Source organism: Devosia sp. FKR38 (assembly GCF_005222805.1).
GTDB lineage: Bacteria > Pseudomonadota > Alphaproteobacteria > Rhizobiales > Devosiaceae > Devosia.
This window is the reverse complement of sequence record NZ_STGC01000002.1, coordinates 816,882-841,711: the sequence shown is the minus strand read 5'-3', so window position 1 is coordinate 841,711 and position 24,830 is coordinate 816,882. Positions and strand designations below refer to the sequence as shown.

Sequence of the window (24,830 nt, the reverse complement as noted above, 5' to 3'; positions counted from 1 at the left end):
GGCCATTGGGATACAAGCTTGGGGCTGAGGCTCAGGCCATGCGAAGGCCCCTCGCCGCCCAGTTCGAGCAGGATGATCCACGTGACCTCGCCATTTGCCTTTGTCTCCGGCGCCCTCGACCGGGCGGCCCCGCTGCGCAGCGATCCCAATATTGCCAGTGACCCGCGCGCCCGCACGATGGTGTTCTGGCGCGGCAAGCTGCTGACGGCGGACGGTGGCACGCCGCTCTGGGTGCCACTGGATCATCCCGCCCTCAAGGATGCCAACGAGCCGCCGGTCTTCCTTGGCCTGCGCCCCGCCGGGCCCGCCTTTGCCAGCGAGCTGACCCAATGGTCCCCGCCCGAGGACGCCACCACCATCGGCGAGTTCACCGACCGCTCCCAGCAGATTCACCCCGCCTGGCCGGAGGCCCGGCTGGTCGAGCTGCGCGCCATGATGCCCGAACTCGATGCGCTCGATGGCGAGTGCGCCGCCGTGGGCCGAGCCCTTTTGGGCTGGCATGCCAGCCACCGCTTCTGCGCCCGCTGCGGCCACGCCAGCCAGCCCGACACAGGCGGCTGGGTGCGCAAATGCCCGCAGTGCAGCGCCCAGCATTTTCCCCGCACCGACCCCGTGGTGATCATGGCCATCACCCATGGCGACAGGCTTCTGCTGGGCCGCGGCACCACCTGGCCGGACCGCATGTATTCCCTGCTCGCCGGCTTTGTGGAGCCCGGCGAGACCATCGAAAGCGCCGTGCGCCGCGAGGTGCTGGAGGAAAGCGCTGTCCAGGTGGGGTCTGTGCGCTATGTCACCTGCCAGCCCTGGCCCTTCCCCATGTCGCTGATGTTTGGCTGCCAGGGCGAGGCGGTGAGCGAGGCGATCACCATTGACCCCCTGGAGCTGGCCGATGCGCGCTGGCTGAGCCGCAGCGAGGTGCAATCCATGCTCGCCGGCACCCACCCCGATATCGCGCCATCCCGGCCCGGCACCATTGCCAATGCGCTGATCACGGCCTGGGCTGAAGACCGGCTCGGTGACGCCAGTGCCTGGCGCAACTGACTAGATCAGGGCCGCCCGCAAGGTCTCGAGCGGCGTTTCATGGAAGGTTTCCGCATAATAGGCGGCAAAGCGCCCGAAGTGGAAAAAGCCATTCTCCATGGCAATCTGCGCCACGCTCTTTTTGACGCTTGAGCTTTGCGTCAGGGCCCGGCGTGCCCGGTCGAGCCGGCGCTGCCGCAGCCAGACGGCGGGATTGAGGCCGGTGGCCTGCACGAAGGCGGACCGCAGCACATGGTCGGGCACGCCCAGGTCTGCGGCCAGATCGGCCACGGTCAGCAGCCCCTCGCTGTCGGCATCGAGCCGGCGCTGCGCCCGCACGAAAATGGAATAGGCGTGACTCTCGCGCAGCTTGCTGGCGCCGCCCAGCGGCGTGACGGCGGCGCAGACCTCCGACACCTTGTCGATGATCAACCCGGGCAAGACCTTTTCCATCTCGCCGGGCGCCTGGCGCGCCGCATCGGGCGCCGAGATCAGCAGCGACGAAAGCCATTCGCGCAGCTCGGCCGCACCGGGATAATTGGTGACCGCGGCGATGGGCGGAATCCGGCGCCGGTCATAGCCCGGCAGGGCCGCCTCATCGACGGTGACATAGAGCCCGCGGGTGACCTGCTCGGTCACCACACTGATCTCGTGCCCACCGCGATGCAGGAACGCGACTGGCGCATAGCGGTCGCCATTGATCAGGCACTTGTGCTCGTCAATGGGCAGGATGAGCACCACCTTGCCAGGCGGGGGTGCTGTGGTCTGACCTACGGCCACATTGATGCGCTCCTCGCCCACCGAGACATGGCCGAAATCCATCTGGGTCAGCGAGCCACGGAATTTTCCGCCGGCCAGCTGCACATAGCGCTGGCCCCAGCCGCGCAGGGCCGTCTCCTGCTCGGCTGCGTCCAGATAGGTCTGTACCGTAAATTGGCTGGTTGAGCGCACGGACCTCACTCCTACCCGGCTTTAGTAGATCACGCCTTCAAATTTGGCAATCACATGCTCTGCTCATAATTTGAGCAGATATTTTTCGGTTTTCGGATTTCGCCGCTCGGCCTGCGCTGTTGGTGTGTCGCCGACCTCGTTGATGGAGACCCCGATGGCCAACAGAACTGCTGCCGCCTTCGGTCTGCTTTGCGTGATTGCCGGCGCCTATGCGCCGACACTCGCCTTTGCGCAGGCCGAGGAGTTCGTTCCCGAAACCGTGACGACCAAGGAACGGATGGATCCCGGACAGAATGTATTTGTGAACATGCAGAACTGGGGCGGCGGACCCAGCGTGGCCTATATCTATGACGCCAAGGATCTGACGCTGAAGGGCAGCGTGAGCGGCGGTTCGCAGAGCCATTTCACCATTTCGGCCGATGGCAACACCGCCTACATGGCCTCGGGCTACTACCCGCGTTACGATTCGGGCGCGGGCGAGCACGTCCTGCAGATCTTCGACGTGCCGACCAATGCGCTGACCAAGGAAATCGTGCTGCCCTACAAGCTGGCGCAGTACACCGACGACATCGCCTTCCTGCGCCTGAGCAGCGATGAGAAGCTGATCTATATCCAGAACGCGACGCCGGCCACCTCGGTGACCGTGGTCGATCTGACCAGCGGCACCGTGGTCCAGGAAGTGCCGACCCCCGGCTGCTTTGGCATCTATCCGACGCTCGAAGACCACGGCTTTTCGACCATCTGCAATGACGGCGCCTTCACCACCTTCACCCTGAGCGAAGACGGCACCAGCGCCGAAAGCCAGAAGAGCGCCAAGATCTTCGATCCCGATGCCGACCCGATCTACCTCTCGTCTGACCGCGCCGAGGGCAATCTGCTGTTCATCTCCTACCACGCCAATGTCTATCGTCTCGACGACAGCAAGGGCGTGATCGAAAAGCTCAGCGTCACCCCCATCGCCGAGGGCGTCGAGGGCAATTGGGGCACCAGCGGCTATTCCGTGGTGACCTATAACGAGCCCAACGGCATCCTGTTCGTGCCCATGCACTCCGAGCACCACGACGGCAGCCACTACCATGGCTCCGAGGAAGTCTGGGCCTATGACCTCAAGAACAAGACCCTGCTCTATCGCTCGCCGCTGGCCGACCTGACCGCCATCCATGTGACCGACGAAGAAGTGCCGCAGCTCTTCGGCCTGAGCCTGAAGAACACCAAGATCTACAAGTTCGACGTCGACCCCACGGCCAAGTTTGCCGCCAAGCAGGTCGCCGAGCATTCGGACTTCGGCTTTGCCACCACGCTGATGGCCTCGCCATGACCGAAATCACCCTTGGCTCCATGCTGACGGCAACGGTGACGGTGTTCCTGTCGCTGCTGTTTGCCCGCGCTGCCTGGCACAAGATCGGCGAATTCACCGAGTTCACCGGCTTTGTGGCCGACTACCAGCTGCTGCCGCAGCCGCTGGTAGTGCCGGCCGCCATGCTGATCGTCGGCGCCGAAGTGCTGGTGGTGGCCCTGCAACTGGTCCTTGGTGGCCAGGTGTTCGGCCTGCTGCTCGGCATGGCCATGCTCACCCTCTATGGCCTGGCCATGGCCATCAACATCCAGCGCGGCCGCACCAGCATCGAATGCGGCTGTGGCGGCGCCGTGCAGCCGCTGAGCTGGTCGCTGGTGCTCCGCAATGCCGTGCTGGTCACCATGGGGGCGGCCGCCGTCGCCACCGCCCCCTATGCGCTTGATGCCGCCGGCGCCGTCGCGGCCCTGGCCTCGGGCTTCACCCTGTGGACCGGCTTCGTGCTCGCCGAGCAGATCCTGGCCAATGCTTCAACCGCCCGGCTGACGCGATAGGCGCGGCTCAACCAAAGGAAATCCTACCATGAATGCACTTGTCTTTGCCGTGGCGGCCCTGTTCGCAATGGTCATTGCGCTGACCGTCGGCCTGTTCGCGCTGGCCCGCCAGGTTGGCGTGCTGTTCGAACGCGTTTCGCCCATGGGCGCCCTGGTCAATGACTCCGGCCCCGAAGTGGGCCAGCAGACGCCGCTGTTCCAGCTACCGAGCCTGAATGGCGGCATGGTGGCCCTGGGCCCCAAGCCCAGCCGCGCCACCCTGGTGTTCTTCCTCTCGCCCACCTGCCCGGTGTGCAAGAAGCTGCTGCCGGTCATTGAATCGGTGCGCAAGGCCGAAGGCCGCTGGCTCGACGTGGTGCTGGCCAGCGATGGCCAGAAGGCCCAGCATGAACGCTTCATCGAGACCGCCAAGCTCAGCGAATACCCCTATGTGGTGTCTACCGAGCTGGGCCTGGCCTATCGCGTCGCGCGCCTGCCCTATGCCGTCCTGATGGACGAGCACGGCATCATCCGCTCCAAGGGCCTGATCAACAGCCGCGAGCAGTTCGACAGCCTGTTCAACGCCTTCGACATGAACGTCAAGTCGATCCAGTCCTACCTCGATCACCAGCACGCCGTTCAGCACTGACCCGTTCCCCTGCGGGCGGCGCCAACCCTGCCCGCCTCTCACCCCACAGTATCGGAGGGCCAGATGGCCAAATTGATCGACTCATTTCTCGGATGGATGGACACCGCTGCGGAGAACCGGGCGCGGCGCATCGCCAATGTCTCGGGCCGCCGCAGCTTCCTGCAGAAGGCCGGCTGGGCGCTGGTCGGCGGCGCCGTGCTGCCCATGCTGCCCTATGACAATTCCAACGGCCAGGCCTTTGCCCGCGGCCTGGGGGAACCGGACGAACTGCCCGAGGATTGCGAATACTGGCGCTATTGCTCGCTGCATGGCTCGCTGTGCAGCCAGTGTGGCGGCAGCGTGACGCAGTGCCCGCCCGGCTCCACACCGTCCAAGGTCGCCTGGGTCGGCACCTGCCGCAACCCCAATGACGACAAGGATTACCTGGTCTCCTACAACGACTGCTGCGGCAAGGGCGGCGGTTGCGGCGACGGTTGTTCGCGCCAGGAAGGCGACCGTCCCGGCTACCGCTATGGCCTGGCCAGCGAATCGAGCTGGTGCCTGGCCAATGAAGACAAGGGCATTCACTGCACAGTGGCCATCGTGGTCGGGCTGGCAGAATGAGGCTGACGCTTTGTCTGACACATCTGGGATTGGCGCTGCTGCTTGCAGCGCCGGTTTCCGCTGAACAAGCCGGTGAACAGCTCTTCATCGATTCCTGCAGTGGCTGCCACCAGTTGGGCGGCGTCGGCGAGCCGGGCCTGGCGCCGCCGCTGGTGGACCCCGCGCTGTGGTCGGGGCTGGGTGAAAAGGCTCCGCAATACCTGGTGGGCATCATGATGGGCGGGCTGACCGGCAAGATCACTGCCCTTGGCCAGGACTATATCGGCCTGGCCATGCCGCCACAGGACTGGATGACCGACGAGGAGATGCAGGCGGTGGCCGCCTATGTGCTGGGCGATCTCAATGGTCTTGAGGCCCGTCCCACGCCCGAGCTGATCGCCGCCACACGCGCAGCACCGCCCCCGCACACCCAGTCGCGCGCCATGCGCAAGGAGGCCCTGCCATGACAATGCGTCGCCTGCCGCTGCTGGTCCTGCTGCCCGTGCTGCTGATGGGGTCGGCCCAGGCCGCCGAGCGCCAGGCCAAGACCAATTTCGTGCTCAAATGCATCGGGTGTCACCTGGCGGACGGCACCGGCCTGCCGGGACAGGGCATTCCCGATTTCGTCGGCAAGGTGGGCGTCTTTGCCGGCCTGCCCGAAGGGCGCGCCTATCTGCTGCATGTGCCCGGTGTCATCGGATCGAGCCTCACCGACAATGAGACCGCCGAGGTGCTCAACTACATCATGGACAAATGGGCCGGCGACTCGCTGCCCAAGGACTTCGTGCGCTTCACCGGCCCCGAAGTGGCTGTGCTCAAGGCGACCAATATCGGCAATGTCGTCAATTACCGCCGCGTCGTTGCCGACAAGCTGGCCAAATCCGGCCTGACTGTCGCCGACTATCCCTGGCCCTGATGGTCAGTCTAACCACGCTGCACGGATCAAGAAGAGGCCCCGCACTGCGGGGCCTTTTGCATGCTTCACCGAAGCGACGCCAGCCTGCTCAACTGCGCTTGATCGGGTTGAGCTTGCGCCAGGCCTCGTATTCGCCCTGCGCATCGGGATGGAGCGGGTAATAGCGCTGCAGCGGCTCGCCGGCCATCAGCTTGAGGCGCGAGAACTCTTCCCACTCGGCATGCTTTTGCCCGTCTTCGATGACCTGCGCGGCCATGGAGACCGGCACCACCACCGCGCCATCGTCATCGGCCACGATGATATCGCCGGGCATCACCGTAACGCCGCCACAGGCGATCGGTACATTGACGGCATTGGGAAAGATGTCGGTCTGCACATGGTAATTGGGCGACCAGCCCTTGAGCCACAGCGCCAGATCGAGCTTTTCGACATTGGGCCGATCGCGCATGACGCCATCGATGATGATGCCGGCGCCGCCGCGCCCCTTGAAATAGGTGCTCATCATGTCCCCGAAAATGCCCGAGCGCATGTCGCCACGCGCATCGACCACCACCACGTCGCCTGCCTGCACATGATAGAGCACATGGCGATGCAGCTGGGTTTCGGGGTCGGCATATTCGCCTTCGTTGAAAATATCCGGCCGCTGCGGCAGGCATTGCAGGGTCAGCGCCGGCCCGCAGATCGACTTGCCATGCGTCTGCGGCAGGATGCCGGTCATATGCGGATTGCGGAAACCCATATGGCCCAGCGTTCCCGCAATGGTGGCGGCACCCAAATGGCGCAGGCCCTCGATCAGGTGCTGCGGCGGGCGCACGATGTCGGCCGTCTTGATCATGGCAGTCTTCTCCCTTGCGGCCCGGCGCCTACCAATTGGTGACCGAACCATCGTTGCGGCGCAGATGGGGCGCTTCCCAGAAGGCGAAGCTCTCCCGATTGAGCAGCGCCTCATTGACCTCAACGCCCAATCCGGGCGCATCGCTGACCGGATAGACCGCACCCACCATGCGGGGCTGCACCGGAAAGAACTCGCTATTGTCAAAGCCCAGCGCCCGCTCGGGCACCCGCGTCTCGAGCCAGGCGAAATTGGGCACGGCGGCGGCAAAATGCACCGTCGCGGCGGTGCAGACCGGGCCGAGCGGATTGTGCGGCATCAGATCGACATAATGCGCCTCGCTCCAGCCGGCCACTTTCATGGCCTCGGTGAGCCCGCCGACATTGCAGACATCAAGCCGGTTGAACTGATGGATGCCCCGCTCGATATAGGGCAGGAACTGCCACTTGCTGGCAAATTCCTCGCCGATGGCGAAGGGAATGTCGGTCATGCTGCGCAGCGATTCATAGGCCTCGGGCGTCTCGTCGCGGATCGGCTCCTCAAGGAAATCCAGCACGCCGCGATCGAGCCGGGCGCAGAAGCTGGCGGCCTCGGCCACCGACAGGCGGTGGTGATAGTCGATCCCCAGCACCACCGCACTGCCCAGCGCCTGGCGCGCCCGGTTCAGCAGATTGGCCGTCGCCGCAATCGACTGGCGCGGCTCGAATATGTCGCGGCTGTCCTGCCCGATGGGAAAGAAGCGGATGGCATCAAAGCCGGCTTCCATCAGCTCCTGCGCGCGCTCGATGGCGCCTTCTCCGGCCGAGTCGCCGGTCGAGGCAAAGGTGGGAATGGCATGGCGCTGCTTGCCACCCAGCAGCTCATAGACCGGCACGCCCAGCGCCTTGCCCTTGATATCATGCAGGGCAATGTCGATCGCCGAGATCGCCGCCTGCAGCACCCGGCCGCCCTCGAAATACTGGCTGCGATACATCTCCTGCCAGATGCGGCCGATCTGCATGGCATCCTGGCCGATCAGGAATTCGCGATAGTGCTCGATGGCGCCGGCCACCGCCTTTTCGCGCCCGGTCAGCCCGCTTTCGCCCCAGCCAAAAACCCCCTGGTCAGTCTCCACCTTGACCAGGAACTGGTTGCGAATACCGACCCGCGCCGGGAAGGACTTGATGTCGGAAATCTTGAGTTTGGGCGGCATGGAGGGCCTCGAACAGTCTGTCAGCTGGCGCGCAGCGCCATTTCGGTTTCGCCATCGAACAGGTGGATGCGCTCCTGGTCGAACTCCAGCCAGACCTTGTCATCGGGCGCGACCCGCGCCGTGGGGGGCAGGCTGATATTGACGATGGCGCCGGCAAGGAAGGCCTGCACAAAGGTGATGTCGCCCGTGGGCTCGACGGTATAAACGCGGGCCGGCACGGCACCGGGCACCGGATCCTTGTGCAGGCGGATGGTGGAGTGCCGTGCCCCCAGAACCACCTTGCGCGAGGTGGCCGTGGCGACCTTGCGCGCATTGGCATCCGACAGCGGCAGGGTCCAGCCCTCGGCACTGCTCAGCACCGGACGACCATCGGCCGAAGAGGCTTCGAGCGGCACCAGGCTCATGGCCGGGCTGCCGATGAAGCTGGCCACGAACATATTGACCGGATTGGCGAAGACATTGGCCGGCGTATCATATTGCTGCAGCAGCCCGCCATTCATCACCGCCATCTTGTCGGCCATGGTGACGGCTTCGAGCTGATCATGCGTGACATAGATGATGGTCGCATGCAGATCCTGATGGAAGCGCTTGATCTCGCTGCGCATCTGCACGCGCAGCTTGGCATCCAGATTGGAAAGTGGCTCATCCATCAGGAACACCGCCGGATCGCGCACCAGGGCGCGGCCCAGCGCCACACGCTGCTGCTGGCCGCCGGAGAGCTCACGCGGCTTGCGCTCGAGCAGATGGGTGATGTCGAGCACCTTGGCGGCCGCCTGCACCTTGCTCTCGACTTCTGCCTTGCCCAGCTTGCGCATCTGCAAGGGGAAGGCGAGGTTCTGAAACACCGTCTTCTGCGGATAGAGCGCATAGTTCTGGAACACCATGGCGATGTCCCGGTCCTTGGGGTCGAGGTCGTTGACCACACGGTCCCCGATGACAATGTCCCCCGAGGTGATCGGGATCAGCCCGGCCACGAGGTTAAGCGTCGTCGTCTTGCCGCAACCGGACGGCCCGACCAGGGCGACAAACTCGCCGTCATTGACCGTCAGCGAGACGTCCTTTGCGGCATAGATCGAGCCATAGGTCTTGACGAGATCCTTGAGAACCACCTGGGCCATTGGAGAACCTTCTAGTGTTTGACGGCGCCTTCGGTCAGCGCACGCACGAAGTATTTCTGGAGGAGGAGGAAGAGCACCACGACCGGCACGCTCATCATGAAGCTGGCCGCCATCAGGCCGGGGAAATCCGTGGTGTTCTCGGAAAAGAACCGCTGGATGCCGACCGGCAGGGTGAGCTGCTCGTTCTTGGTGAGGAAGGTGGCGGCGTAGATATATTCGTTCCACGCCCCGATGAACGAGTAGATGGCCGTGGCAATGATCCCGGGCACCGATAGCGGCATGACGATGTAGAGGAAGGCCTGGAAGCGGGTGGCACCATCGATGCGCGCCGCCTGTTCGAGCTGGAAGGGGATATTGTCGTAGAACCCCTTGAGCAGCCAGATGGCCAGCGGCAGGCCGAAGGTGAGATAGGTCAGGATCAGCGATCCATGCGTATTCACCAGGCCCAGCCAGCGCATCAGGATGAACAGCGGAACCAGAAAAATCACCGCCGGAAACATGTTGCGCAGCAGCACGGCAAAGAACAGGAACTTGCGGCCCGGAAAGCGGAAGCGCGAGAAGGCATAGGCCGCCGGCACCGCCACAGCGACCGCCAGGATGGTGGTGACGGTCGAAACGAAAAGACTGTTCCAGAAGAAGCGCAGGAAATCCTGCCCCACGCTGTTCTGCGGATCGAGCAGCTTCTGGTAGCTCGCCAGCGTCGGCTCGGATGGCCACCATTGCGGCGGAAACTGCATGGCGGCAAAGCCGGACTTGATCGAGGTCAGCAGCATCCACACCATCGGCAGGGCCGTATAGAGCAGCATGAAGGCAAGGAAGATGCGCCCGGCCCAGCGCCAGCCGTCTATGCGCCTGGCGCCACGCGGCGCGCTAGTCTGTGCTGTCGAGGTCACGGGCTGTCCTCCTTCCGCTCATTGCTGCTCAGGGCGCGCACATAGAAGTAGCCCAGCGACATCACGATGATGAACAACAGCACCGAATAGGCCGCCGCCACGCCCCAGCGCTGCCGCCCGAAGGCCAGCTCGTAAATGTGGGTAATCCAGATATGGGAGGCATTGGATGGCCCGCCGCTCGTCGTGATCCAGGGCACGATGAAGGAATTGAAATTGGCCACAGCCAACAGGAGAATGGTGACGGTCGAGACCCCGCTGAGATAGGGGAAGGTCACGTGCCAGAACCGCTGCCAGGCCGATGCGCCATCGACCCTGGCGGCCCGCAGCAATTGCTCGGGCACGGTCTGCAGCCCGGCCATGATCATGATCATGGCAAAGGGAAACTCGCGCCAGATATTGACCACGATCAGCGACGGCAGGACCGTGTGCACATTGTCGATGAAATTGGGCTGCCGGTCGACAAGGCCCAGCTGCACCATGACGGCGCCGATAATGCCAAAGTCAGAATGGTACATCCACTTCCAGATATAGGAGGCGGCAACGGCGCTGATGACCCAGGGAATGATCAGGATGGCGCGCAGCACGGCGCGGCCGGCGAAATCGCGGTGCAGCGCCAGGGCAGAAGCATAGCCCAGCACAAAGGCGATGAGCGTAGATGCGACAGTCCAGATCACCGTATTGAGCGTCACCTTCCAGAACACCTCGCTGGAGAGGATTGCTGTGTAGTTTTCGGTGCCGACGAAGATCTTGTCGCGCAGCTGCAGGCCGGGCGGTGTTTTGAAGAACGACAGATCGATCGTGTAATAGACCGGATAGGCGATGACGATGAGCATCACCACGATGGCGGGCAGCACGTAGAGATAGTCGGCGCGGGCGGTCCACATCTGGCTCAGCAGGCCAGGCTGCCTGATGACCGGTTTGCGGGGCGCGCCGGCGGGGCCTTCCAGAATGGTCAATGACTTGCTCCTCGTGGCAGGGGAGAGAGACCGGCAGCGCCAGGGCGCCGCCGGTCATTGGCATAGAGGGGGCTAGAGCCCGCCACCTTCGGTGATGTCCCTGACCTTCTGGGCGGCATCGGCAGCCGCCTCATCGACGGTCATCGCGCCGGTCAGCACATTCTGCAGCATGTCCGGGATGATGATGTTCATGATCTCGGGCGTTTCGGGCAGGGTGGGGAACGGAATGCCGTAGGGCAGCATGGACGTGGTGACATCGAGGAACTTGATGGTCTCGAGGCGCTCCTTCATCCACTTGGTCTTGAAGCCGTTGAGATTGCCGGGGTTGGAGCCGGCATAGGCCATCTTCAGCGACCATTCCGGGCTGGTCCAGAAGCAGACCATGGCCTTGGCCGCTGCCTCGTCCACTTCGCCACCCTCGACATATTCGGGGTTGAGGATGTGGATGTTGGAGCCGCCGAACACCACGGCGCGCTTGCCGTCCGGGCCGGTGGGGATCAGGCCATACCGCATGTTGTCGATAACGGTCTGGGCCTTTTCCTTGTCCGAACCGGTCGCCTTGGCCTGGAGGTCCAGCATCACATTGTAGTCGGACGGATGGCTGATCATCATGCCCAGCTGACCGGCCAGGAACAGTGGCTGGTTGTCGGCCTGCTGATTGGTCAGGGCCGAAACCGGAACCGACTGGTCGCGGACGTACATGTCATAGGACGCCTGCAGCGCCGCCTTGCTGGCATCGCTGTCGAGTCGGACTTCGCCATAGGTCGGGCTCGGATCGGCCTCGTCAAACACACCGCCGCCATAGGCCCAGAGCTGGGGCATGAAGCGATAAGGCGTATTGCCGGCATTCTTGCGGGCCACCAGACCATAGCCAGACACGCCCAGCTTATCGTGGATCTGCTTGGAATAGGCGACCACGTCATCCCAGGTGGCGGGCGGCGTTTCGGGGTCGAGGCCGGCACGTTCGAAGATATCGGCGTTCCAGATCAGGGCCATGGTCTCGTTATTGGTCGGGATGCCATAGGCCTTGCCCTCCCACATCACGGACTTCATCGCACCCGGCCAGAAATCCTCGCTCTTCCAGCCCACATCCTCGGGGCTCAGCTCCTGCAGATAGCCCTTGGAGGCGAATTCCACGCCGCCCAGGATCTGCAGGCGCACCACCATCGGCCCGGCATTGCCAAGCAGGGCCGTGCGGAACTTGTCCAGCAGGTCGTTATAGGTCAGCGCCTGTTCCTGCAGGTCGATATTGGGATAGGTGGCGCGGAACGCCTCGAAAAATTCTTTGTAGTACTGGCGCAGCAGATCGGGGTCGCCCTCGAACACGCCCTGATACCAGAACGTCAGCTTGCCTTTGTAGTCGAGCGGCGTCACCGCGCCGCATTCCTTGGCGGTGTCATATTCCTCGGTGCCAGCGATTGATCGCACATATTCGGGCGACCACTTGCTGAGATCGACGCTTTGAGCGTGCACCGAGGTGTTCAGCATCGACACCGCAAGCGCAGAGACGACTGCGCCGCGCGCAAGCGCACGGCCCAATGGGTAATTCCTCATCTAGTCCTCCTGTCACCCTGCCAGCGTCTGATCGCGGCAGGTCCCTATGCAGCGGCATACGGGGGCTTTTGCCTCTCCTGGGTATGCGCAGCGGTTATAGCGTTGCAGATGACATATTGCGTGTCAACTGGATCAGATTATACACTATCCAAACGATTTGACGTACGAAGTGACTTAATTCCGCATTGTGAGGTAATCCGATCCGACTATGCTGACCCGGCACAGCCTCACAAACCAAGAGATCTGGATGGACAATTACAAGGCGCAGCCGCCGGCCGGCATGGAGCCAAGCGGCGCCTCCAACGAGGGCGCATCGATCTATATGCAGATCCGCGACGACATCATCTCTGGCCGCCTCAAGGCCAATGAACGCCTGGTCGTGGCCGATCTTGCCAAGCGCCTGAACACCTCGACCAACCCCATTCGCGAAGCCCTGCAGCTGCTGCGTGGCGAAGGCTTTGTCATCATCTCGCCCAATCGCGGCGCCCGTGTGCGGCCCATCGACCAGAATTTCGTGCGCGACATCTACGAGATCGGTGTGCTGATCGAGCCTGCCCTGACCCGCTGGTTTGTCGGCATGGCCACCCACGAGGATATTGCCGAGCTCGAACGCATCCAGGGCGAGATCGAAGACAATAATTTCGCCGACGCCCTGCGCCACAGCGAACTCGACACGCGCTTCCACACCATCATGTACGAGCGCCACTACAACCAGCACGCGGCCGAGCTGTGGTGGAAGCATCGCGAGGTGCTGCGCGCCGTCAGCCGCCGCTTCAACTTCACGCTGGCACGGCGCGCCCAGGTGATGCGCGAACATCGCGAGCTGATCCAACTTATCAAGAACGGCGAAGCCGACGCCGCCGCGGCCCTGGTGGCCCAGCATGTCGAAGGCTCCGGCCGGCACATTCTCGAACACATGCGGGCGGCCGAAGCCGCAAGAGCCAGCTAACGCGCCGCGCCTGACCGGGAGGGTCGGGCCGGCCAAGGGGGGAACGATGAAGATAACGGGCGTCCGGCCGTGGTTGATCAAGACCACGGCGTCCTATTGGGGCGAGTTCCTGTTCGTGGAGGTCACCACCGACGCCGGAATCTCCGGCTGGGGCGAGATCACCACCACCACCTATGTGGCCAACCGCGCGCTCTGCGTCATGCTCAAGCAGATCAGCAAGATCGTCGAGGGTGACGACCCCAGCCAGATCGAGCGCATCTGGCACAAGATCTTCCGCAACTTCACCTATATGGGCAGCCGCGGCGCGGCCGTGGAATGCGTCAGCGCCATCGACATCGCCCTGTGGGACATTCGCGGCAAGGTGCTCGGCCAGCCCATCTACGAGCTGCTCGGCGGCCCGGTGCGCGACGATATCCTGCTCTATACCCACCCCGACCAGAGCAAGTTCACCAGCACGGAAGGCGTGGTCCGCGAAATCCAGGACATCATCGCCTCCGGCCACACGGCGCTCAAATTCGACCCCTTTGCCCAGCAGGGCCCGATCGGCAAGGATGGTCGCGCCCGCGAGCAGTCCGAGGGCTATCTCGATGGTTCGATGACCCGCAAGGACGAGCGCGAAGCCGCCGAACTCACCGCCCTCATCCGCGACACCGCCGGCCCCGACATCGAAGTTCTGATTGATGCCCATGGCCGCTTCGATGTGCCCACCGCCATTCGCCTGTGCCGCACGCTGGAAGAGGCTGGCGATATCGACTGGTTCGAGGAGCCGGTGCCGCCCGAAAGCGTCAAGGCGCTCAAACAGGTGCGCGACAAGGTCAACACCGCCATTTCCTGGGGCGAGCGCGGCCACACCAAATGGGACTTCGTGCCCATTCTAGAGAACGGCCTGGCCGATTACATCATGCCCGACGTCACCTGGACCGGCGGCATCACGGAACTCAAGAAGATCGCGGCCCTCTGCGAGGCCTATTACATCCCCATCTCGCCCCATGACGCCGCCGGGCCGATCAATGTGGTGGCCGGGGCGCAGGTGATGATGACCGTGCCCAATTTCTACCGGCTCGAGACCTCCGAGTGGAACCTGAGCAAATACGACCATCTGATCAACCGGCCGCTCGACAATTCCAACGGCAGTCTCAAGCTCAACAAAGCGCCGGGCCTGGGGATCGAGATGAACCGCGACTATCTCGAGGACAATCAGCTGGCGCTCGACTGAGGCCGCCAATCCAGCACGGGAGGGGAACCCATGGATGACCAACTGGCCGCCGAAAGCATCGGCAACAATGTAAACACCGCATCGCGACCAAGCGAGTTGCGCATTACCGACATCCGAGTCGCCGAGATCGTGGGCGCGCCCTTCACCTCGGCGCTGCTCAAGATCTATACCAACCAGGGGATTGTTGGTCTGGGCGAAGTGCGCGACGGCGCCAGCGCCACCTATGCACTGATGCTCAAGAGCCGGCTGCTCGGCGAAAATCCCTGCGATATCGACCGCCTGTTCCGCCGCATCAAGCAATTCGGCGGCCACGGCCGCCAGGGCGGCGGCGTCTCGGCCATCGAGATCGCGCTGTGGGATCTGGCCGGCAAGGCCTATGGCGTCCCCATCTACCAGATGCTGGGCGGCAAGTTCCGCGACAGGGTGCGCTGCTATTGCGACACCGACGCCGACAAGCCCAGCGGCACCGAAACCGGCAAGCGCCTCAAGGCCCGCATGGACCTTGGCTTCACCTTCCTCAAGATGGACCTCGGGCTGATGCAGATTGCCGATATCCCTGGCGCCGTGGTCGCGCCGGCGGGGTCGCTCGAAGGCTATCGCCTGCACCCCGAGCGCGGCCCGGCCCGTTCACTGGAGGACCGCCGCAACCGCAATGCGGTCTATGACACGCACAATGTCCGCCATCCCTTCACCGGGCTGCACTTCACCGACAAGGGCATCGACCTGCTCGAGCAATATATCCACGAGGTGCGCGAGGTCATCGGCTACGAAGTGCCACTGGCCATCGACCATGTCGGCCATATCTCGCTGCAGAACGGCATCCGCCTGGCGCGGCGCATCGAAAAATATGTGCCGGCCTGGCTCGAGGACGTGATCCCCTGGCAATATGCCGAGCAGTATCGGCAATTGCAGCAGGCCACCACCGTGCCGATTTGCACCGGCGAGGACATCTACCTCAAGGAGGGCTTCGAGCCGCTGCTCAAGGCCGGCATCTCGGTGATCCACCCCGACCTGCTCACCTCGGGCGGGATTCTTGAGACCAAGAAGATCGGCGACATGGCGCAGGACCATGGCGTGGCCATGGCCATCCACATGGCCGAAAGCCCGATCGCCGCCATGGCCGCCGCCCATGTCGCGGTGGCCACCGAGAACTTCATGGCGCTCGAATATCACAGCGTCGAGGTCGACTGGTGGGACGACATCGTCACCGGCCTGCCCAAGCCGCTGGTGCAGGATGGCTTCATCACCGTGCCCGACAAGCCGGGCCTCGGCATCGATGACGTGGTCGACGCCGTGATCAGCCAGCATCTGCAGCCCGGCGTCAGCGGCATCTGGCAGCCGACCGACCATTGGGACCAGGAATATTCCTGGGACCGCACCTGGAGCTGAACAGCGTCGCGCTCCACTGGCTTATCTAGGGACACTACTCTCCATGATCTACGAACTGCGAATCTACGACTGCCTGCCCGGCCGCCTGCCGGCGCTGCTCACCCGATTCAATGACCACACTCTGGCGCTGTGGCAGCGGCACGGCATCCGCCAGGCCGGCTTCTTCACCACCATGGTGGGCGAGAACAGCAATCGCCTGACCTACCTATTGGCCTGGGACTCGCTGGCCGAACGCGAGGCCAAATGGACCGCCTTCATCCGGGATCCCGACTGGCTGGCCGCGCGCGATGCCTCCGAACGGGACGGCCCGATCCTGGCCAATGTGCGCAATGAACTGCTCGCCCCCACCGCCTTCTCGTCCGTGAAGTAACCGCCATGAAGATCACCGACCTGCGCTGCGCCGTCATTGGCAAGCACCCCATCGTCCGCATCGTCACCGACGAGGGGCTCTATGGCCTGGGCGAGGTGGAATTCACCAAGCCCTATCTCAAGCCCTTTGTGCTGCACTTCCGCGACGCGCTGATCGGCCAGGACCCCACCGATGTCGAGCGCTGCATGCTGGCCATCCGCCAGCGCGGCAGCTTCAAACCCTATGGCGCCGCCGTCAGCGCCATCGAGCATGCCCTGTGGGACATTGCCGGCAAGGCGGCCAATGTCCCGGCCTACAAACTGCTCGGCGGCAAGGTGCGCGACAAGGTGCGGGTCTACAATGGCTCCATCCGCCGCAAGCGCAGCGGCGACCGGCCGGAAGACTATGCCGCCGACGTCAAATGGATGATGGAGCGACCCGAAAAATTCTTCATGGTCAAGCAGGGCATCAGCTTTCATTCCAACATGAAGGACAGTGTCGAGGACTTCCACTATGGCGTGCGCCAGACCCAGTCTGGCTATCATGGGGCCATGGACCAGGGGCAGATCTCAGAGCGCGGTTTCAACCATATGCTCGACTGCGTCGCCGCCATGAAGGAGGTGCTGGGCGACACCGTGTCCCTGGCGCTCGACTGCGGCCCCGGCTGGTTCCTCAACGACGCCATCCGCTTTGCCCGCGCCGTCGAGAAATACGACCTGATGTGGCTCGAGGACATGCTGACCGGCGACTATGTGCCCTGGGTCAATCCCCAGGCCTATCGCGAGCTGACGGTGTCGACCTCGACGCCCATTCACACCGGCGAGCAGATCTATCTCCGGCACAATTTCAAAGAATTGATCGAGACCCAGGCTGTGCGCGTCATCGGCCCCGACCCGGCCGATATCGGCGGCATTGCCGAGCTCAAATGGGTGGCTGAGCACGCCTATATGCACTCCATCATGATGGCCCCGCATGGCACGGCCAATGGCCTGCTCGGCCTGGGCGCGCTGATCAATGTCTGCGCCACGCTGCCGGCCAATTATATCGCGTTCGAATATCCAAGCGCCTCAGACCCATGGTGGTCCGACATTGTCATGGGCCTGCCTGAGACCATCGTCACCGACAGTCACATCGACCTCTTGCCCGGTCCTGGCCTGGGGCTCGACATCGATCCGGAAGGCGCGCGGCGCTATCTCCTGGAGGAAGACACCGGCTTCTTCGACCCCTGAGATCGACGCCGCTTCTTGCTCGAAAGCCATGCTGCTTTTCTCGGGAAGGCGCCCTGAAACCACTGGACCCGCGGGGTGAATTCCAGTGTGATCCGCTCCACGTTCCATTGGGGGTTTTAATGCGCGTGCTCATTGTGGATGACAGTCGGTCAAGCCTGGCCATGATCTCGGCGATCATCAAGGCGTCCACACTTGCCGAGGTTGAGAGCTGCCTGCACCCCCACGCCGCCCTTAACGTCAGCCTGGATACCCAGTTCGATCTGGTGCTCGTCGATCACATCATGCCGGACATGGACGGCGTGCAATTCACCAAGGCCCTGCGTGAACGCGAATCCTATCGCACGGTGCCCATCATCATGGTCACCTCGGACTTGGACCCCAACACCCGTATCGAGGCCATCCAGGCCGGCGCCACCGACTTCGTCAACAAGCCCTTCGACCCCACTGAACTACAGGCGCGCGTCGCCAATCTTCTGGCCCTGCGCAGCGCCCAGGTCGAACTGGCCAATCGCGCCAACTGGCTGGGGCGCGAAGTCGAGCGGGCCACCACCCATCTGCTGGCGCGCGAGGAGGAGATTATCTGGCGATTGGCGCGCGCCATCGAATATCGGGACGGCGATACGGGCGAACACGTCTCGCGCGTCGCCCAGATCGCCCAGCTGATCGCCAGCGGCATTGGCCTGAGCCCCCAGCGCTGCCGCACCATCTATCTGGCCGCGCCCTTGCACGATATCGGCAAGATCGGCATTGCCGACGCCATCCTGGGCAAGCCCGGCAAGCTGACCCCGGAAGAACTGGCCATCATGCGCCAGCATGTGACCATCGGCGCGCGCATTCTGGAGAACGGCAGCTCCGACCTGATCCGCACGGCCGAGCTGATTGCCCAGAGCCACCATGAACGGTGGGATGGCACAGGCTATCCAGATCGCCTCTCGGGCACCGACATTCCGGTGGAAGCCCGCGTGGTGGCCATTGCCGATGTCTTTGACGCGCTCTGCTCGGAACGCCCCTACAAAAAGGCCTGGCCAATCGACAAGGCCGTGGCGGAGATTCGCGCCTGCAGCGGCACGCATTTCGACCCTGCCTGTGTCGCCGCCTTCATGGAAAAATGGCCCGAGATTCAAGCCATCATGGGCCCGCAAACCGAATCAACCCACGCCTGACCACAAACGGCATGCCGCACAACAAGGCTTTTGCACGGCTGCGGAAGTAGACGCCGCCGCGGGTGTTATTTCGTCACAATGGGCGAGACTCTCCGGTATCGATTTCCGCACATATCTGACCAGTTTGTACGGCGTTCCGGCGCGGCTTCACGCCACAAGTGCGGGCTTGCGCTGCTAGAGCGCGAAGTAAAGCACCGCCCCAGAGTCCGGTCTGACTCTGGCTACTGAATCGAAGACTCCGGCAACCTGAATCAAGATTCAGACATGACTCTGCGGCGACCAAGATAATTTTAAATATTCATATAAATACTGAGAGTTATACGAAGTGAAATTGCGTCGCGGCAGAATGTAAGCAGGTAATGTTGCTTTAATCAAAGTCCGTTAAATTCAGACATGCGCCGTAGAAAGCACGACGCAACCAAAATTCATGAATAAACGCGTGATCGTGTCCTCACGCGCACCTCCGGGCTGCGCGCGCGAGCAGGTCATTCTTTGAGCGGTTGAAGAGCAATGCCTCGTATTCCAAGTCTCGCAGCAGGGTTGCCATCATGAGCAGTGGCAGCCCTTTCGTCGTTTCACTATCCGGCGAGGCCGGCCTTCGTGGTGCGCAGGAACTGGCAACAACCCTGCGCCAGGCGTTGGCGACACGCGACAATCTCGCCATTGCCACCCAGGCCATTACCAGCGCCGACATCACCACCATTCAGCTTCTGCTGGCCGCCCGCAAACAGGCGCAGGCCGCCGGCAAGTCGCTCATACTGGCGGGGGCGCCCACGGGGGCCCTGCGAGAAGCACTTGTCGCTATGGGCTGCATCGACGCCGGCGGACACGCCGTCAGCGACGATGACAATTTCTGGACCCCAGACACACACCAGCACGAGGGCAAGGCGGCATGAGCAAGACCATCCTGACAATCGATGATTCCGCGTCCATTCGACAGATGGTCAAGATGACCCTGTCCTCGGCGGGCCTGGACGTCATCGAAGCCATCAATGGCTCGGACGGCTACACCAAGGCCACCACCAACACCGTGCACGCGGTGATCACCGATCTGAACATGCCGATCATGAACGGCATCGAATTCATCCGCAAATACCGCCAGCACCCCTCCAGCAAGGGCATCCCGATCATCCTGCTGACCACTGAGTCCGACGAGGAACTCAAGCGTCAGGCCAAGGAGGCCGGCGCCACCGGCTGGATCGTCAAGCCCTTCAAGCAGGATCAGCTGCTGGCCGTCATCAAAAAGGTCACCGGCGCATGAGCTTTTCAGACCCCAATGAGACCTTCCGGCAGGAGGCCCGCGAACTGCTTGAGCAGCTCGAGCTGGGCCTGCTCGATCTGGAACAGAACCCTGGCAATGACGATCTGGTCAATTCGACCTTCCGCGCCCTGCACACCATCAAGGGCTCGGGCGCCATGTTCGGGTTCACCGCCGTGGCCGCCTTTGTGCACGAGTTCGAAACCGCATTCGATCAGGTGCGCAAGGGCCAGAGCTCGGCCACCCCGGCCCTGATCGCTGTGGCCCTCGACGCCAAGGACCATATCCACAAGCTGATCGAACAGCCCGACCAGACCCATGCCGGTGGCGACGCCATTCTGGATGCCCTGCGCGCCACCATCGCGGGAACATCGGCGACAGCCGAGATCCCAGAGGCACCGGCACCTGAAGCCCCCGCAGCAGCCAGCCAGCCCAGCGCGGCAGAGGGCCGCTGGCGCATCCGCTTCCGCCTCCCGGCCGATGCACTGGTCTATGGCACCAATCCCCTGCTGCTGCTCGACGAGATCAAGGCCATCGGCCCCTGCACCATCAAGGCACTGACCGATACCATTCCCGGGCTCGACGTCATCGATCCCGAAGTGCCCTATCTGGGCTGGCAGGTCGATCTGGTCAGCGCCGATCCGCGCGAAGCCATTGATGATGTCTTCCTGTTCCTCAAGGACGGCATGGAGCTCTCGGTCGAGCCGCTGCTCGACGAACCCGGGCAAGTCGCAGCCACGCCGGTGTCCGCGCCGGCAATAGCCGCGCCCGAAGCGGCGGCACAACGGCCCGAGCCCGCCATGCCTGCCCCGGCCCAGGCGGCACCTGTCCATGCCAAGGCCAAGCCGACCAAGACGGCCGAGCCCGACGGCGCATCCGGCTCAGACCGGCCCGCCTCCTCCTCCATGCGCGTCGATGCCGAACGCCTCGACGAGCTGATGGATCGGGTTGGCGAACTGGTGATTGCCCAGGCGCGCCTGACCCAGATTGCCAACATGAGCAGCGACGGCAATCTCAAGACCATCGCCGAGGAACTCGAACGCCTGAGCTCGGGCCTGCGCGACACCACCATGGGCATCCGCATGGTGCCCATCGGCACCCTGTTCAGCCGCTTCCGCCGACTGGTGCATGACCTGTCGCGCGATCTGGGCAAGGAAATCGAGTTCATCACCACCGGTGAGGACACCGAGCTGGACAAGACCATGATCGAGCGCCTGGCCGATCCGCTGGTGCACCTGATCCGCAATTCGGTCGACCATGGCCTGGAAAGCGCCGACAAGCGCCTGGCCGCCGGAAAGCCGGCGCAGGGCACGGTGCGGCTCTCGGCCGTCTATGCCGGTGCCGAAGTGGCCATCTCGGTCACCGACGACGGCGCCGGACTCAATGCCGAACGCATCCGGGCCAAGGCCGAAGAGGCCGGCCTGCTGGCGCCCGACGCCAAGATCGCCGACCAGGACCTCTGGCAGATGATCTTTGCCCCCGGCTTCTCCACGGCCAAGGAAGTGACCTCGCTCTCCGGGCGCGGCGTGGGCATGGACGTGGTCAAGCGCACCATCGACGGCCTGCGCGGCAGCATCGATGTCGCCACCACGCCTGGCCAGGGGTCGAGCATGACGCTACGCCTGCCGCTGACGCTGGCCATCATCGATGGCATGCTGGTGCGGGTCGGCAACGGCCGCTTCACCATCCCGCTGGCGGCCGTGGAGGAATGTGTCGAGCTGCCCGAGGGCATTGAAGCCAATGCACGGGGCCGCAACTTCCTCGACATCCGCGGCAGCCTGGTGCCCTTCCTGCGGCTGCGCGAGGTCTTCGGCACCACCGCCCCCGCCGATCCTCACCAGAAGGTGGTCATCGTCTCCTCCGGCGAAGGCCGGGTCGGCCTGGTGGTCGACCAGATCATCGGCAACAACCAGACCGTCATCAAGCAGCTCAGCAAGCTGCACTCGTCCATCAAGTCGTTCTCCGGCGCGACCATCCTGGGCGACGGCACCGTCGCACTTATTCTCGACACCTCGCATCTGGTCGCCTTCGGCCAGGGCTATGTCGACCAGGGGAGAGCAGCATGAGCAGCATCCAGACCGGCTCGATGAAGGCGCTCACGCTGCGCCTGCAGGACGAGCTGTTTGCCGTCGAGGCCGAAAACGTGCGCGAGATCCTCGATCTCGTGCCGATCACCGAGGTGCCCAATGCCTCGCCCTTCGTCAGCGGGCTGATCAATGTCCGGGGCCGCGTCGTGCCCCTGGCCGATCTGCGCGTGATGTTTGGCATGGACCGCCCCGAGCCCGACCAGGACACCCGCATCGTGGTGATGGAAGTCACCATCGATGGCGAACCCACCGTTGCCGGCATCCTGGCCGACAAGGTGCACGACGTTACGGACATTGAAGCGGCCTCCATTGAGGACGCACCAAAGGTCGGCATGCGCTGGCGCCCCGAGTTCATTCGCGGCATCGGCAAGCGCAATGGCGGCTTCATCATTATCCCCAATCTGGGAAAAATTTTTGAAACGCAGGGGGGCAGAAGCCCGTCCTCGGCAGCATCAGAAGAAAGGTCTGCATCGTGAGACTAACCATCAAGACAAAACTGGCCACCACCTTTGCGGTGATTGTCGCCATGACCGGCGTCGGGATGTTCATGGGCATCCAGAACCTGGGGGCCCTCAACGACTCCATGCAGCGGATTGTCGAGGGCAATGTGCAGCGCGTGCAGACCGCGGCCAGCATCAACGCCCGCTCCCTGCGCATTGCGCGGGACGAGAAGAACTACATCCTGGCCAGCACGGCCGACGAAATGAAGGCCTTGGGCGAAACCATCGCGACCGAAGAGGCCAGCCTGCAGGCCGAAGTGCAAAAGCTCTTCGATCTGTCCAGCGATGCCGGCAAGCCGGCCGTCGAGGCCTATCGCGCGGCCTGGAACACCTTCATGGCCCTGCACAACCAGGTTGAGGACCTGTCCGACAAGAATTCTGCGGTCGTGGCGCGCAACCAGGTGGAATCCGCCCGCGCTCTGCAGGCAAAGGCTATGGAGACTGCCACAGGCATCGACAAGCGGCTCGAGGAGCGCCTGTCAGCGGCCGCCGATCCGGCATCCGTGCAGGCTTTTGGTCGCTTGCTGCGTCTGGAGACCGCGATGATCGGCCTGGCCCGGGACGTGCGGAACGTGATCCTGTCCATGGATGATCCGGCACTGCAGGCGGGCTATTCGGAAACCGTCGACGCCAACGCCGCCAGCCTCACCGCCGAGGCACAGGCCCTCAGCGCCCTGATCCCGGTCAGCGAGGCCGCCGCATTCCGCACCTTCAACGAACAGATGAATGCCTGGATGCCCGAACTCCTCAAAGCGCGCGACGTTGCGCTTGAGAATGGCAATTACTTCGCGTCCCAGCTCGCCAACAACGAGGGCCGCACGGCACGCCTCAAGTCCGTCGACGAACTCAATGTCGTCATCGACCTGAACAATGAGCAGATGGCCAAGGCCACCAGCGACGCCACCGCGCTGTACGAGCAGAGCCGCATGCTGCTGATCGCCCTGCTGATCGGCTCGGCCGCCATCGCCGGCGTCGCCGCCACCTGGATTGTGCTGTCGATCACCCGCGCCATGTCCAGCGCCGTGCAGCTCGCCACTGAAGTGGCCAATGGCAACCTCAGCGCCACCTCGGACGTCAAGTCCGACGATGAAGTGGGCGATCTGATCAAGGCCCTCAATGGCATGACTGCCAAGCTGCGCGAGATCGTCGGCGAAGTGACCAGTGCCGTCCGCAACGTCGCCGCCGGCAGCCAGGAACTCTCGGCCACCGCTGAACAGCTCAGCCAGGGCTCGACCGAACAGGCCTCCTCGACCGAAGAGGCTTCGGCCTCGATGGAAGAAATGGCCTCCACCATCAAGCAGTCGGCCGACAACGCCAGCCAGACCGAAAAGATCGCCCGCCAGTCCGCTGCCGACGCCATCGCCTCTGGCGAAGCCGTCAACAGCGCCGTCAACGCCATGCAGACCATCGCCGAAAAGATCATGGTCGTGCAGGAAATCGCCCGCCAGACCGATCTGCTCGCCCTCAACGCTGCGGTGGAAGCCGCTCGTGCCGGTGAACATGGTCGTGGCTTCGCGGTTGTGGCCTCCGAAGTGCGCAAGCTGGCTGAACGCAGCCAGGCCGCCGCAGCCGAAATCTCGACCCTGTCGGGCACCACGGTCAAGGCCGCTCAGTCTGCCGGCGAAATGCTCGGCAAGCTGGTGCCCGATATCCAGCGCACCGCTGAACTGGTGGAAGAAATCTCCGCCGGCAGCCGTGAGCAGAATGCCGGTGCCGCCCAGATCAACACCGCCATCCAGCAGCTCGACAAGGTGACCCAGCAGAACACCTCGGCCGCCGAAGAAATGTCGGCGACCTCCGAAGAGCTGGCCAGCCAGGCCGAGCAGCTGCAGTCCGTGATCAGCTACTTCCGCATCGATGGCAGCGCGCAGAACACAGCCGTGGCAGCCCGCAAGCCCAAGGCCGCCGATGCCCGCATGCGCGACGCCATCATGGCCAAGTCCCCCCACCTCAGCGCCAGCAAGCCTGCTGGCGGCAAGAAGGCGGCTTCCAGCAGTGGCGGCTTTGACCTCGACCTCGACGACGGCCACGACGACCTTGACGGCGAGTTCAGCCGCCGCGGCGCGGCCTGACAACCCCTGACTAATCGGGGCCACGCCATGGCGCGTGGCCCCCAATAGCCAGCACCAATCGCAAAGCAGTCACGACATCATCGACTTACGGCAGAGAACTGCCTGTATAGACACAGAAGGTTTGAGAG

At 63.5% G+C, this 24,830-nt stretch carries 25 protein-coding genes; 18 read left to right on the top strand and 7 right to left on the bottom strand.

Annotation, left to right across the window (positions count from 1 at the left end; genetic code table 11):
* Positions 1-81 precede the first annotated feature (81 nt).
* Positions 82-1,041, top strand: a complete 960-nt coding sequence (nudC, locus tag E8M79_RS04170) for an NAD(+) diphosphatase (protein ID WP_205747862.1) — start codon at positions 82-84, stop codon at positions 1,039-1,041.
* Here the strand turns inward: nudC and E8M79_RS04165 are convergent, their stop codons facing one another.
* Positions 1,042-1,971, bottom strand: a complete 930-nt coding sequence (locus E8M79_RS04165; RefSeq protein ID WP_137150652.1) for a helix-turn-helix domain-containing protein — start codon at positions 1,969-1,971, stop codon at positions 1,042-1,044.
* A gap of 154 nt (positions 1,972-2,125) precedes the next feature.
* Between E8M79_RS04165 and E8M79_RS04160 the strand changes: the two genes are divergently transcribed.
* The 6 genes from E8M79_RS04160 (at position 2,126) to E8M79_RS04135 (ending at position 5,945) form a co-directional block, all read left to right on the top strand.
* Complete coding sequence (locus tag E8M79_RS04160; protein WP_171015696.1) at positions 2,126-3,289, top strand: amine dehydrogenase large subunit; 1,164 nt, start codon at positions 2,126-2,128, stop codon at positions 3,287-3,289.
* Positions 3,286-3,819 (top strand): MauE/DoxX family redox-associated membrane protein, encoded by a 534-nt coding sequence (locus E8M79_RS04155; RefSeq protein ID WP_137150650.1) that lies wholly within the window; start codon positions 3,286-3,288, stop codon positions 3,817-3,819. Before E8M79_RS04160 ends, E8M79_RS04155 begins: the two co-directional genes overlap by 4 nt.
* 28 nt (positions 3,820-3,847) lie before the next feature.
* Positions 3,848-4,447: a methylamine dehydrogenase accessory protein MauD gene (gene mauD / locus E8M79_RS04150; protein WP_137150649.1), complete on the top strand. Its 600-nt coding sequence runs from the start codon at positions 3,848-3,850 to the stop codon at positions 4,445-4,447.
* 63 nt (positions 4,448-4,510) lie between these two features.
* Positions 4,511-5,050 carry a methylamine dehydrogenase light chain gene (locus E8M79_RS04145; protein ID WP_137150648.1) on the top strand — a complete coding sequence of 180 codons (540 nt, stop codon included), beginning with the start codon at positions 4,511-4,513 and terminating at the stop codon, positions 5,048-5,050.
* Positions 5,047-5,496 (top strand): cytochrome c, encoded by a 450-nt coding sequence (locus tag E8M79_RS04140; protein ID WP_137150647.1) that lies wholly within the window; start codon positions 5,047-5,049, stop codon positions 5,494-5,496. The genes E8M79_RS04145 and E8M79_RS04140 overlap by 4 nt, the downstream gene beginning before the upstream one ends.
* Positions 5,493-5,945 (top strand): cytochrome C, encoded by a 453-nt coding sequence (locus tag E8M79_RS04135; RefSeq protein WP_137150646.1) that lies wholly within the window; start codon positions 5,493-5,495, stop codon positions 5,943-5,945. Before E8M79_RS04140 ends, E8M79_RS04135 begins: the two co-directional genes overlap by 4 nt.
* 88 nt (positions 5,946-6,033) lie before the next feature.
* Here E8M79_RS04135 and E8M79_RS04130 read toward each other — a convergent pair whose 3' ends face one another.
* The 6 genes from E8M79_RS04130 to E8M79_RS04105 all read right to left on the bottom strand — a co-directional run bounded on the left by E8M79_RS04130 (position 6,034) and on the right by E8M79_RS04105 (position 12,490).
* The gene (locus tag E8M79_RS04130; protein ID WP_137150645.1) at positions 6,034-6,780 is read right to left on the bottom strand and encodes a ribonuclease activity regulator RraA; all 747 of its coding nucleotides are present in this window, start codon (positions 6,778-6,780) and stop codon (positions 6,034-6,036) included.
* 28 nt (positions 6,781-6,808) lie between these two features.
* Entirely contained in the window at positions 6,809-7,969 is a 1,161-nt protein-coding gene (locus tag E8M79_RS04125; RefSeq protein ID WP_137150644.1) for a mandelate racemase/muconate lactonizing enzyme family protein, read from the bottom strand.
* 20 nt (positions 7,970-7,989) lie between these two features.
* Positions 7,990-9,087: a sn-glycerol-3-phosphate ABC transporter ATP-binding protein UgpC gene (ugpC, locus tag E8M79_RS04120; RefSeq protein ID WP_137150643.1), complete on the bottom strand. Its 1,098-nt coding sequence runs from the start codon at positions 9,085-9,087 to the stop codon at positions 7,990-7,992.
* Between the two features lie 11 nt (positions 9,088-9,098).
* Positions 9,099-9,893, bottom strand: coding sequence for a carbohydrate ABC transporter permease (locus tag E8M79_RS04115; protein WP_248304902.1), 795 nt, complete (start codon positions 9,891-9,893; stop codon positions 9,099-9,101).
* An 83-nt stretch (positions 9,894-9,976) separates the two neighbouring features.
* Positions 9,977-10,936: a sugar ABC transporter permease gene (locus tag E8M79_RS04110; RefSeq protein WP_137150641.1), complete on the bottom strand. Its 960-nt coding sequence runs from the start codon at positions 10,934-10,936 to the stop codon at positions 9,977-9,979.
* 72 nt (positions 10,937-11,008) lie between these two features.
* Positions 11,009-12,490: a sugar ABC transporter substrate-binding protein gene (locus E8M79_RS04105; protein WP_137150640.1), complete on the bottom strand. Its 1,482-nt coding sequence runs from the start codon at positions 12,488-12,490 to the stop codon at positions 11,009-11,011.
* 247 nt (positions 12,491-12,737) lie between these two features.
* On the opposite strand from E8M79_RS04105, the gene E8M79_RS04100 reads away from it, so the two are divergent.
* The 11 genes from E8M79_RS04100 to E8M79_RS04050 all read left to right on the top strand — a co-directional run bounded on the left by E8M79_RS04100 (position 12,738) and on the right by E8M79_RS04050 (position 24,702).
* Positions 12,738-13,439 (top strand): GntR family transcriptional regulator, encoded by a 702-nt coding sequence (locus E8M79_RS04100; RefSeq protein ID WP_137150639.1) that lies wholly within the window; start codon positions 12,738-12,740, stop codon positions 13,437-13,439.
* Positions 13,440-13,485: 46 nt separating this feature from the next.
* Complete coding sequence (locus E8M79_RS04095; RefSeq protein ID WP_137150638.1) at positions 13,486-14,655, top strand: mandelate racemase/muconate lactonizing enzyme family protein; 1,170 nt, start codon at positions 13,486-13,488, stop codon at positions 14,653-14,655.
* 30 nt (positions 14,656-14,685) lie between these two features.
* Positions 14,686-16,044: a mandelate racemase/muconate lactonizing enzyme family protein gene (locus tag E8M79_RS04090; protein WP_137150637.1), complete on the top strand. Its 1,359-nt coding sequence runs from the start codon at positions 14,686-14,688 to the stop codon at positions 16,042-16,044.
* 43 nt (positions 16,045-16,087) lie between these two features.
* Positions 16,088-16,414: an NIPSNAP family protein gene (locus tag E8M79_RS04085; RefSeq protein WP_137150636.1), complete on the top strand. Its 327-nt coding sequence runs from the start codon at positions 16,088-16,090 to the stop codon at positions 16,412-16,414.
* A gap of 5 nt (positions 16,415-16,419) precedes the next feature.
* Positions 16,420-17,622, top strand: coding sequence for a mandelate racemase/muconate lactonizing enzyme family protein (locus E8M79_RS04080; protein WP_137150635.1), 1,203 nt, complete (start codon positions 16,420-16,422; stop codon positions 17,620-17,622).
* 119 nt (positions 17,623-17,741) lie between these two features.
* Positions 17,742-18,785, top strand: coding sequence for an HD domain-containing phosphohydrolase (locus E8M79_RS04075; RefSeq protein WP_137150634.1), 1,044 nt, complete (start codon positions 17,742-17,744; stop codon positions 18,783-18,785).
* 548 nt (positions 18,786-19,333) lie between these two features.
* Complete coding sequence (locus E8M79_RS04070; RefSeq protein ID WP_137150633.1) at positions 19,334-19,681, top strand: STAS domain-containing protein; 348 nt, start codon at positions 19,334-19,336, stop codon at positions 19,679-19,681.
* Positions 19,678-20,046 (top strand): response regulator, encoded by a 369-nt coding sequence (locus E8M79_RS04065; RefSeq protein ID WP_137150632.1) that lies wholly within the window; start codon positions 19,678-19,680, stop codon positions 20,044-20,046. The genes E8M79_RS04070 and E8M79_RS04065 overlap by 4 nt, the downstream gene beginning before the upstream one ends.
* Complete coding sequence (locus E8M79_RS04060; RefSeq protein WP_137150631.1) at positions 20,043-22,109, top strand: chemotaxis protein CheA; 2,067 nt, start codon at positions 20,043-20,045, stop codon at positions 22,107-22,109. The genes E8M79_RS04065 and E8M79_RS04060 overlap by 4 nt, the downstream gene beginning before the upstream one ends.
* Positions 22,106-22,606: a chemotaxis protein CheW gene (locus tag E8M79_RS04055; protein WP_248304880.1), complete on the top strand. Its 501-nt coding sequence runs from the start codon at positions 22,106-22,108 to the stop codon at positions 22,604-22,606. The genes E8M79_RS04060 and E8M79_RS04055 overlap by 4 nt, the downstream gene beginning before the upstream one ends.
* Entirely contained in the window at positions 22,603-24,702 is a 2,100-nt protein-coding gene (locus tag E8M79_RS04050; protein WP_137150630.1) for a methyl-accepting chemotaxis protein, read from the top strand. Before E8M79_RS04055 ends, E8M79_RS04050 begins: the two co-directional genes overlap by 4 nt.
* Positions 24,703-24,830 lie beyond the last annotated feature (128 nt).

Coding starts and splice junctions, on each gene's coding strand:
- E8M79_RS04160 (WP_171015696.1), top strand. CDS start 2,126: ATGGCCAACAGAACTGCTGCCGCCTTCGGTCTGCTTTGCGTGATTGCC.
- E8M79_RS04155 (WP_137150650.1), top strand. CDS start 3,286: ATGACCGAAATCACCCTTGGCTCCATGCTGACGGCAACGGTGACGGTG.
- mauD (WP_137150649.1), top strand. CDS start 3,848: ATGAATGCACTTGTCTTTGCCGTGGCGGCCCTGTTCGCAATGGTCATT.
- E8M79_RS04145 (WP_137150648.1), top strand. CDS start 4,511: ATGGCCAAATTGATCGACTCATTTCTCGGATGGATGGACACCGCTGCG.
- E8M79_RS04140 (WP_137150647.1), top strand. CDS start 5,047: ATGAGGCTGACGCTTTGTCTGACACATCTGGGATTGGCGCTGCTGCTT.
- E8M79_RS04135 (WP_137150646.1), top strand. CDS start 5,493: ATGACAATGCGTCGCCTGCCGCTGCTGGTCCTGCTGCCCGTGCTGCTG.
- E8M79_RS04130 (WP_137150645.1), bottom strand. CDS start 6,780: ATGATCAAGACGGCCGACATCGTGCGCCCGCCGCAGCACCTGATCGAG.
- E8M79_RS04125 (WP_137150644.1), bottom strand. CDS start 7,969: ATGCCGCCCAAACTCAAGATTTCCGACATCAAGTCCTTCCCGGCGCGG.
- ugpC (WP_137150643.1), bottom strand. CDS start 9,087: ATGGCCCAGGTGGTTCTCAAGGATCTCGTCAAGACCTATGGCTCGATC.
- E8M79_RS04115 (WP_248304902.1), bottom strand. CDS start 9,893: ATGCTGCTCTATACGGCCCTGCCGATGGTGTGGATGCTGCTGACCTCG.
- E8M79_RS04105 (WP_137150640.1), bottom strand. CDS start 12,490: ATGAGGAATTACCCATTGGGCCGTGCGCTTGCGCGCGGCGCAGTCGTC.
- E8M79_RS04100 (WP_137150639.1), top strand. CDS start 12,738: ATGGACAATTACAAGGCGCAGCCGCCGGCCGGCATGGAGCCAAGCGGC.
- E8M79_RS04095 (WP_137150638.1), top strand. CDS start 13,486: ATGAAGATAACGGGCGTCCGGCCGTGGTTGATCAAGACCACGGCGTCC.
- E8M79_RS04090 (WP_137150637.1), top strand. CDS start 14,686: ATGGATGACCAACTGGCCGCCGAAAGCATCGGCAACAATGTAAACACC.
- E8M79_RS04085 (WP_137150636.1), top strand. CDS start 16,088: ATGATCTACGAACTGCGAATCTACGACTGCCTGCCCGGCCGCCTGCCG.
- E8M79_RS04080 (WP_137150635.1), top strand. CDS start 16,420: ATGAAGATCACCGACCTGCGCTGCGCCGTCATTGGCAAGCACCCCATC.
- E8M79_RS04075 (WP_137150634.1), top strand. CDS start 17,742: ATGCGCGTGCTCATTGTGGATGACAGTCGGTCAAGCCTGGCCATGATC.
- E8M79_RS04070 (WP_137150633.1), top strand. CDS start 19,334: ATGAGCAGTGGCAGCCCTTTCGTCGTTTCACTATCCGGCGAGGCCGGC.
- E8M79_RS04065 (WP_137150632.1), top strand. CDS start 19,678: ATGAGCAAGACCATCCTGACAATCGATGATTCCGCGTCCATTCGACAG.
- E8M79_RS04060 (WP_137150631.1), top strand. CDS start 20,043: ATGAGCTTTTCAGACCCCAATGAGACCTTCCGGCAGGAGGCCCGCGAA.
- E8M79_RS04055 (WP_248304880.1), top strand. CDS start 22,106: ATGAGCAGCATCCAGACCGGCTCGATGAAGGCGCTCACGCTGCGCCTG.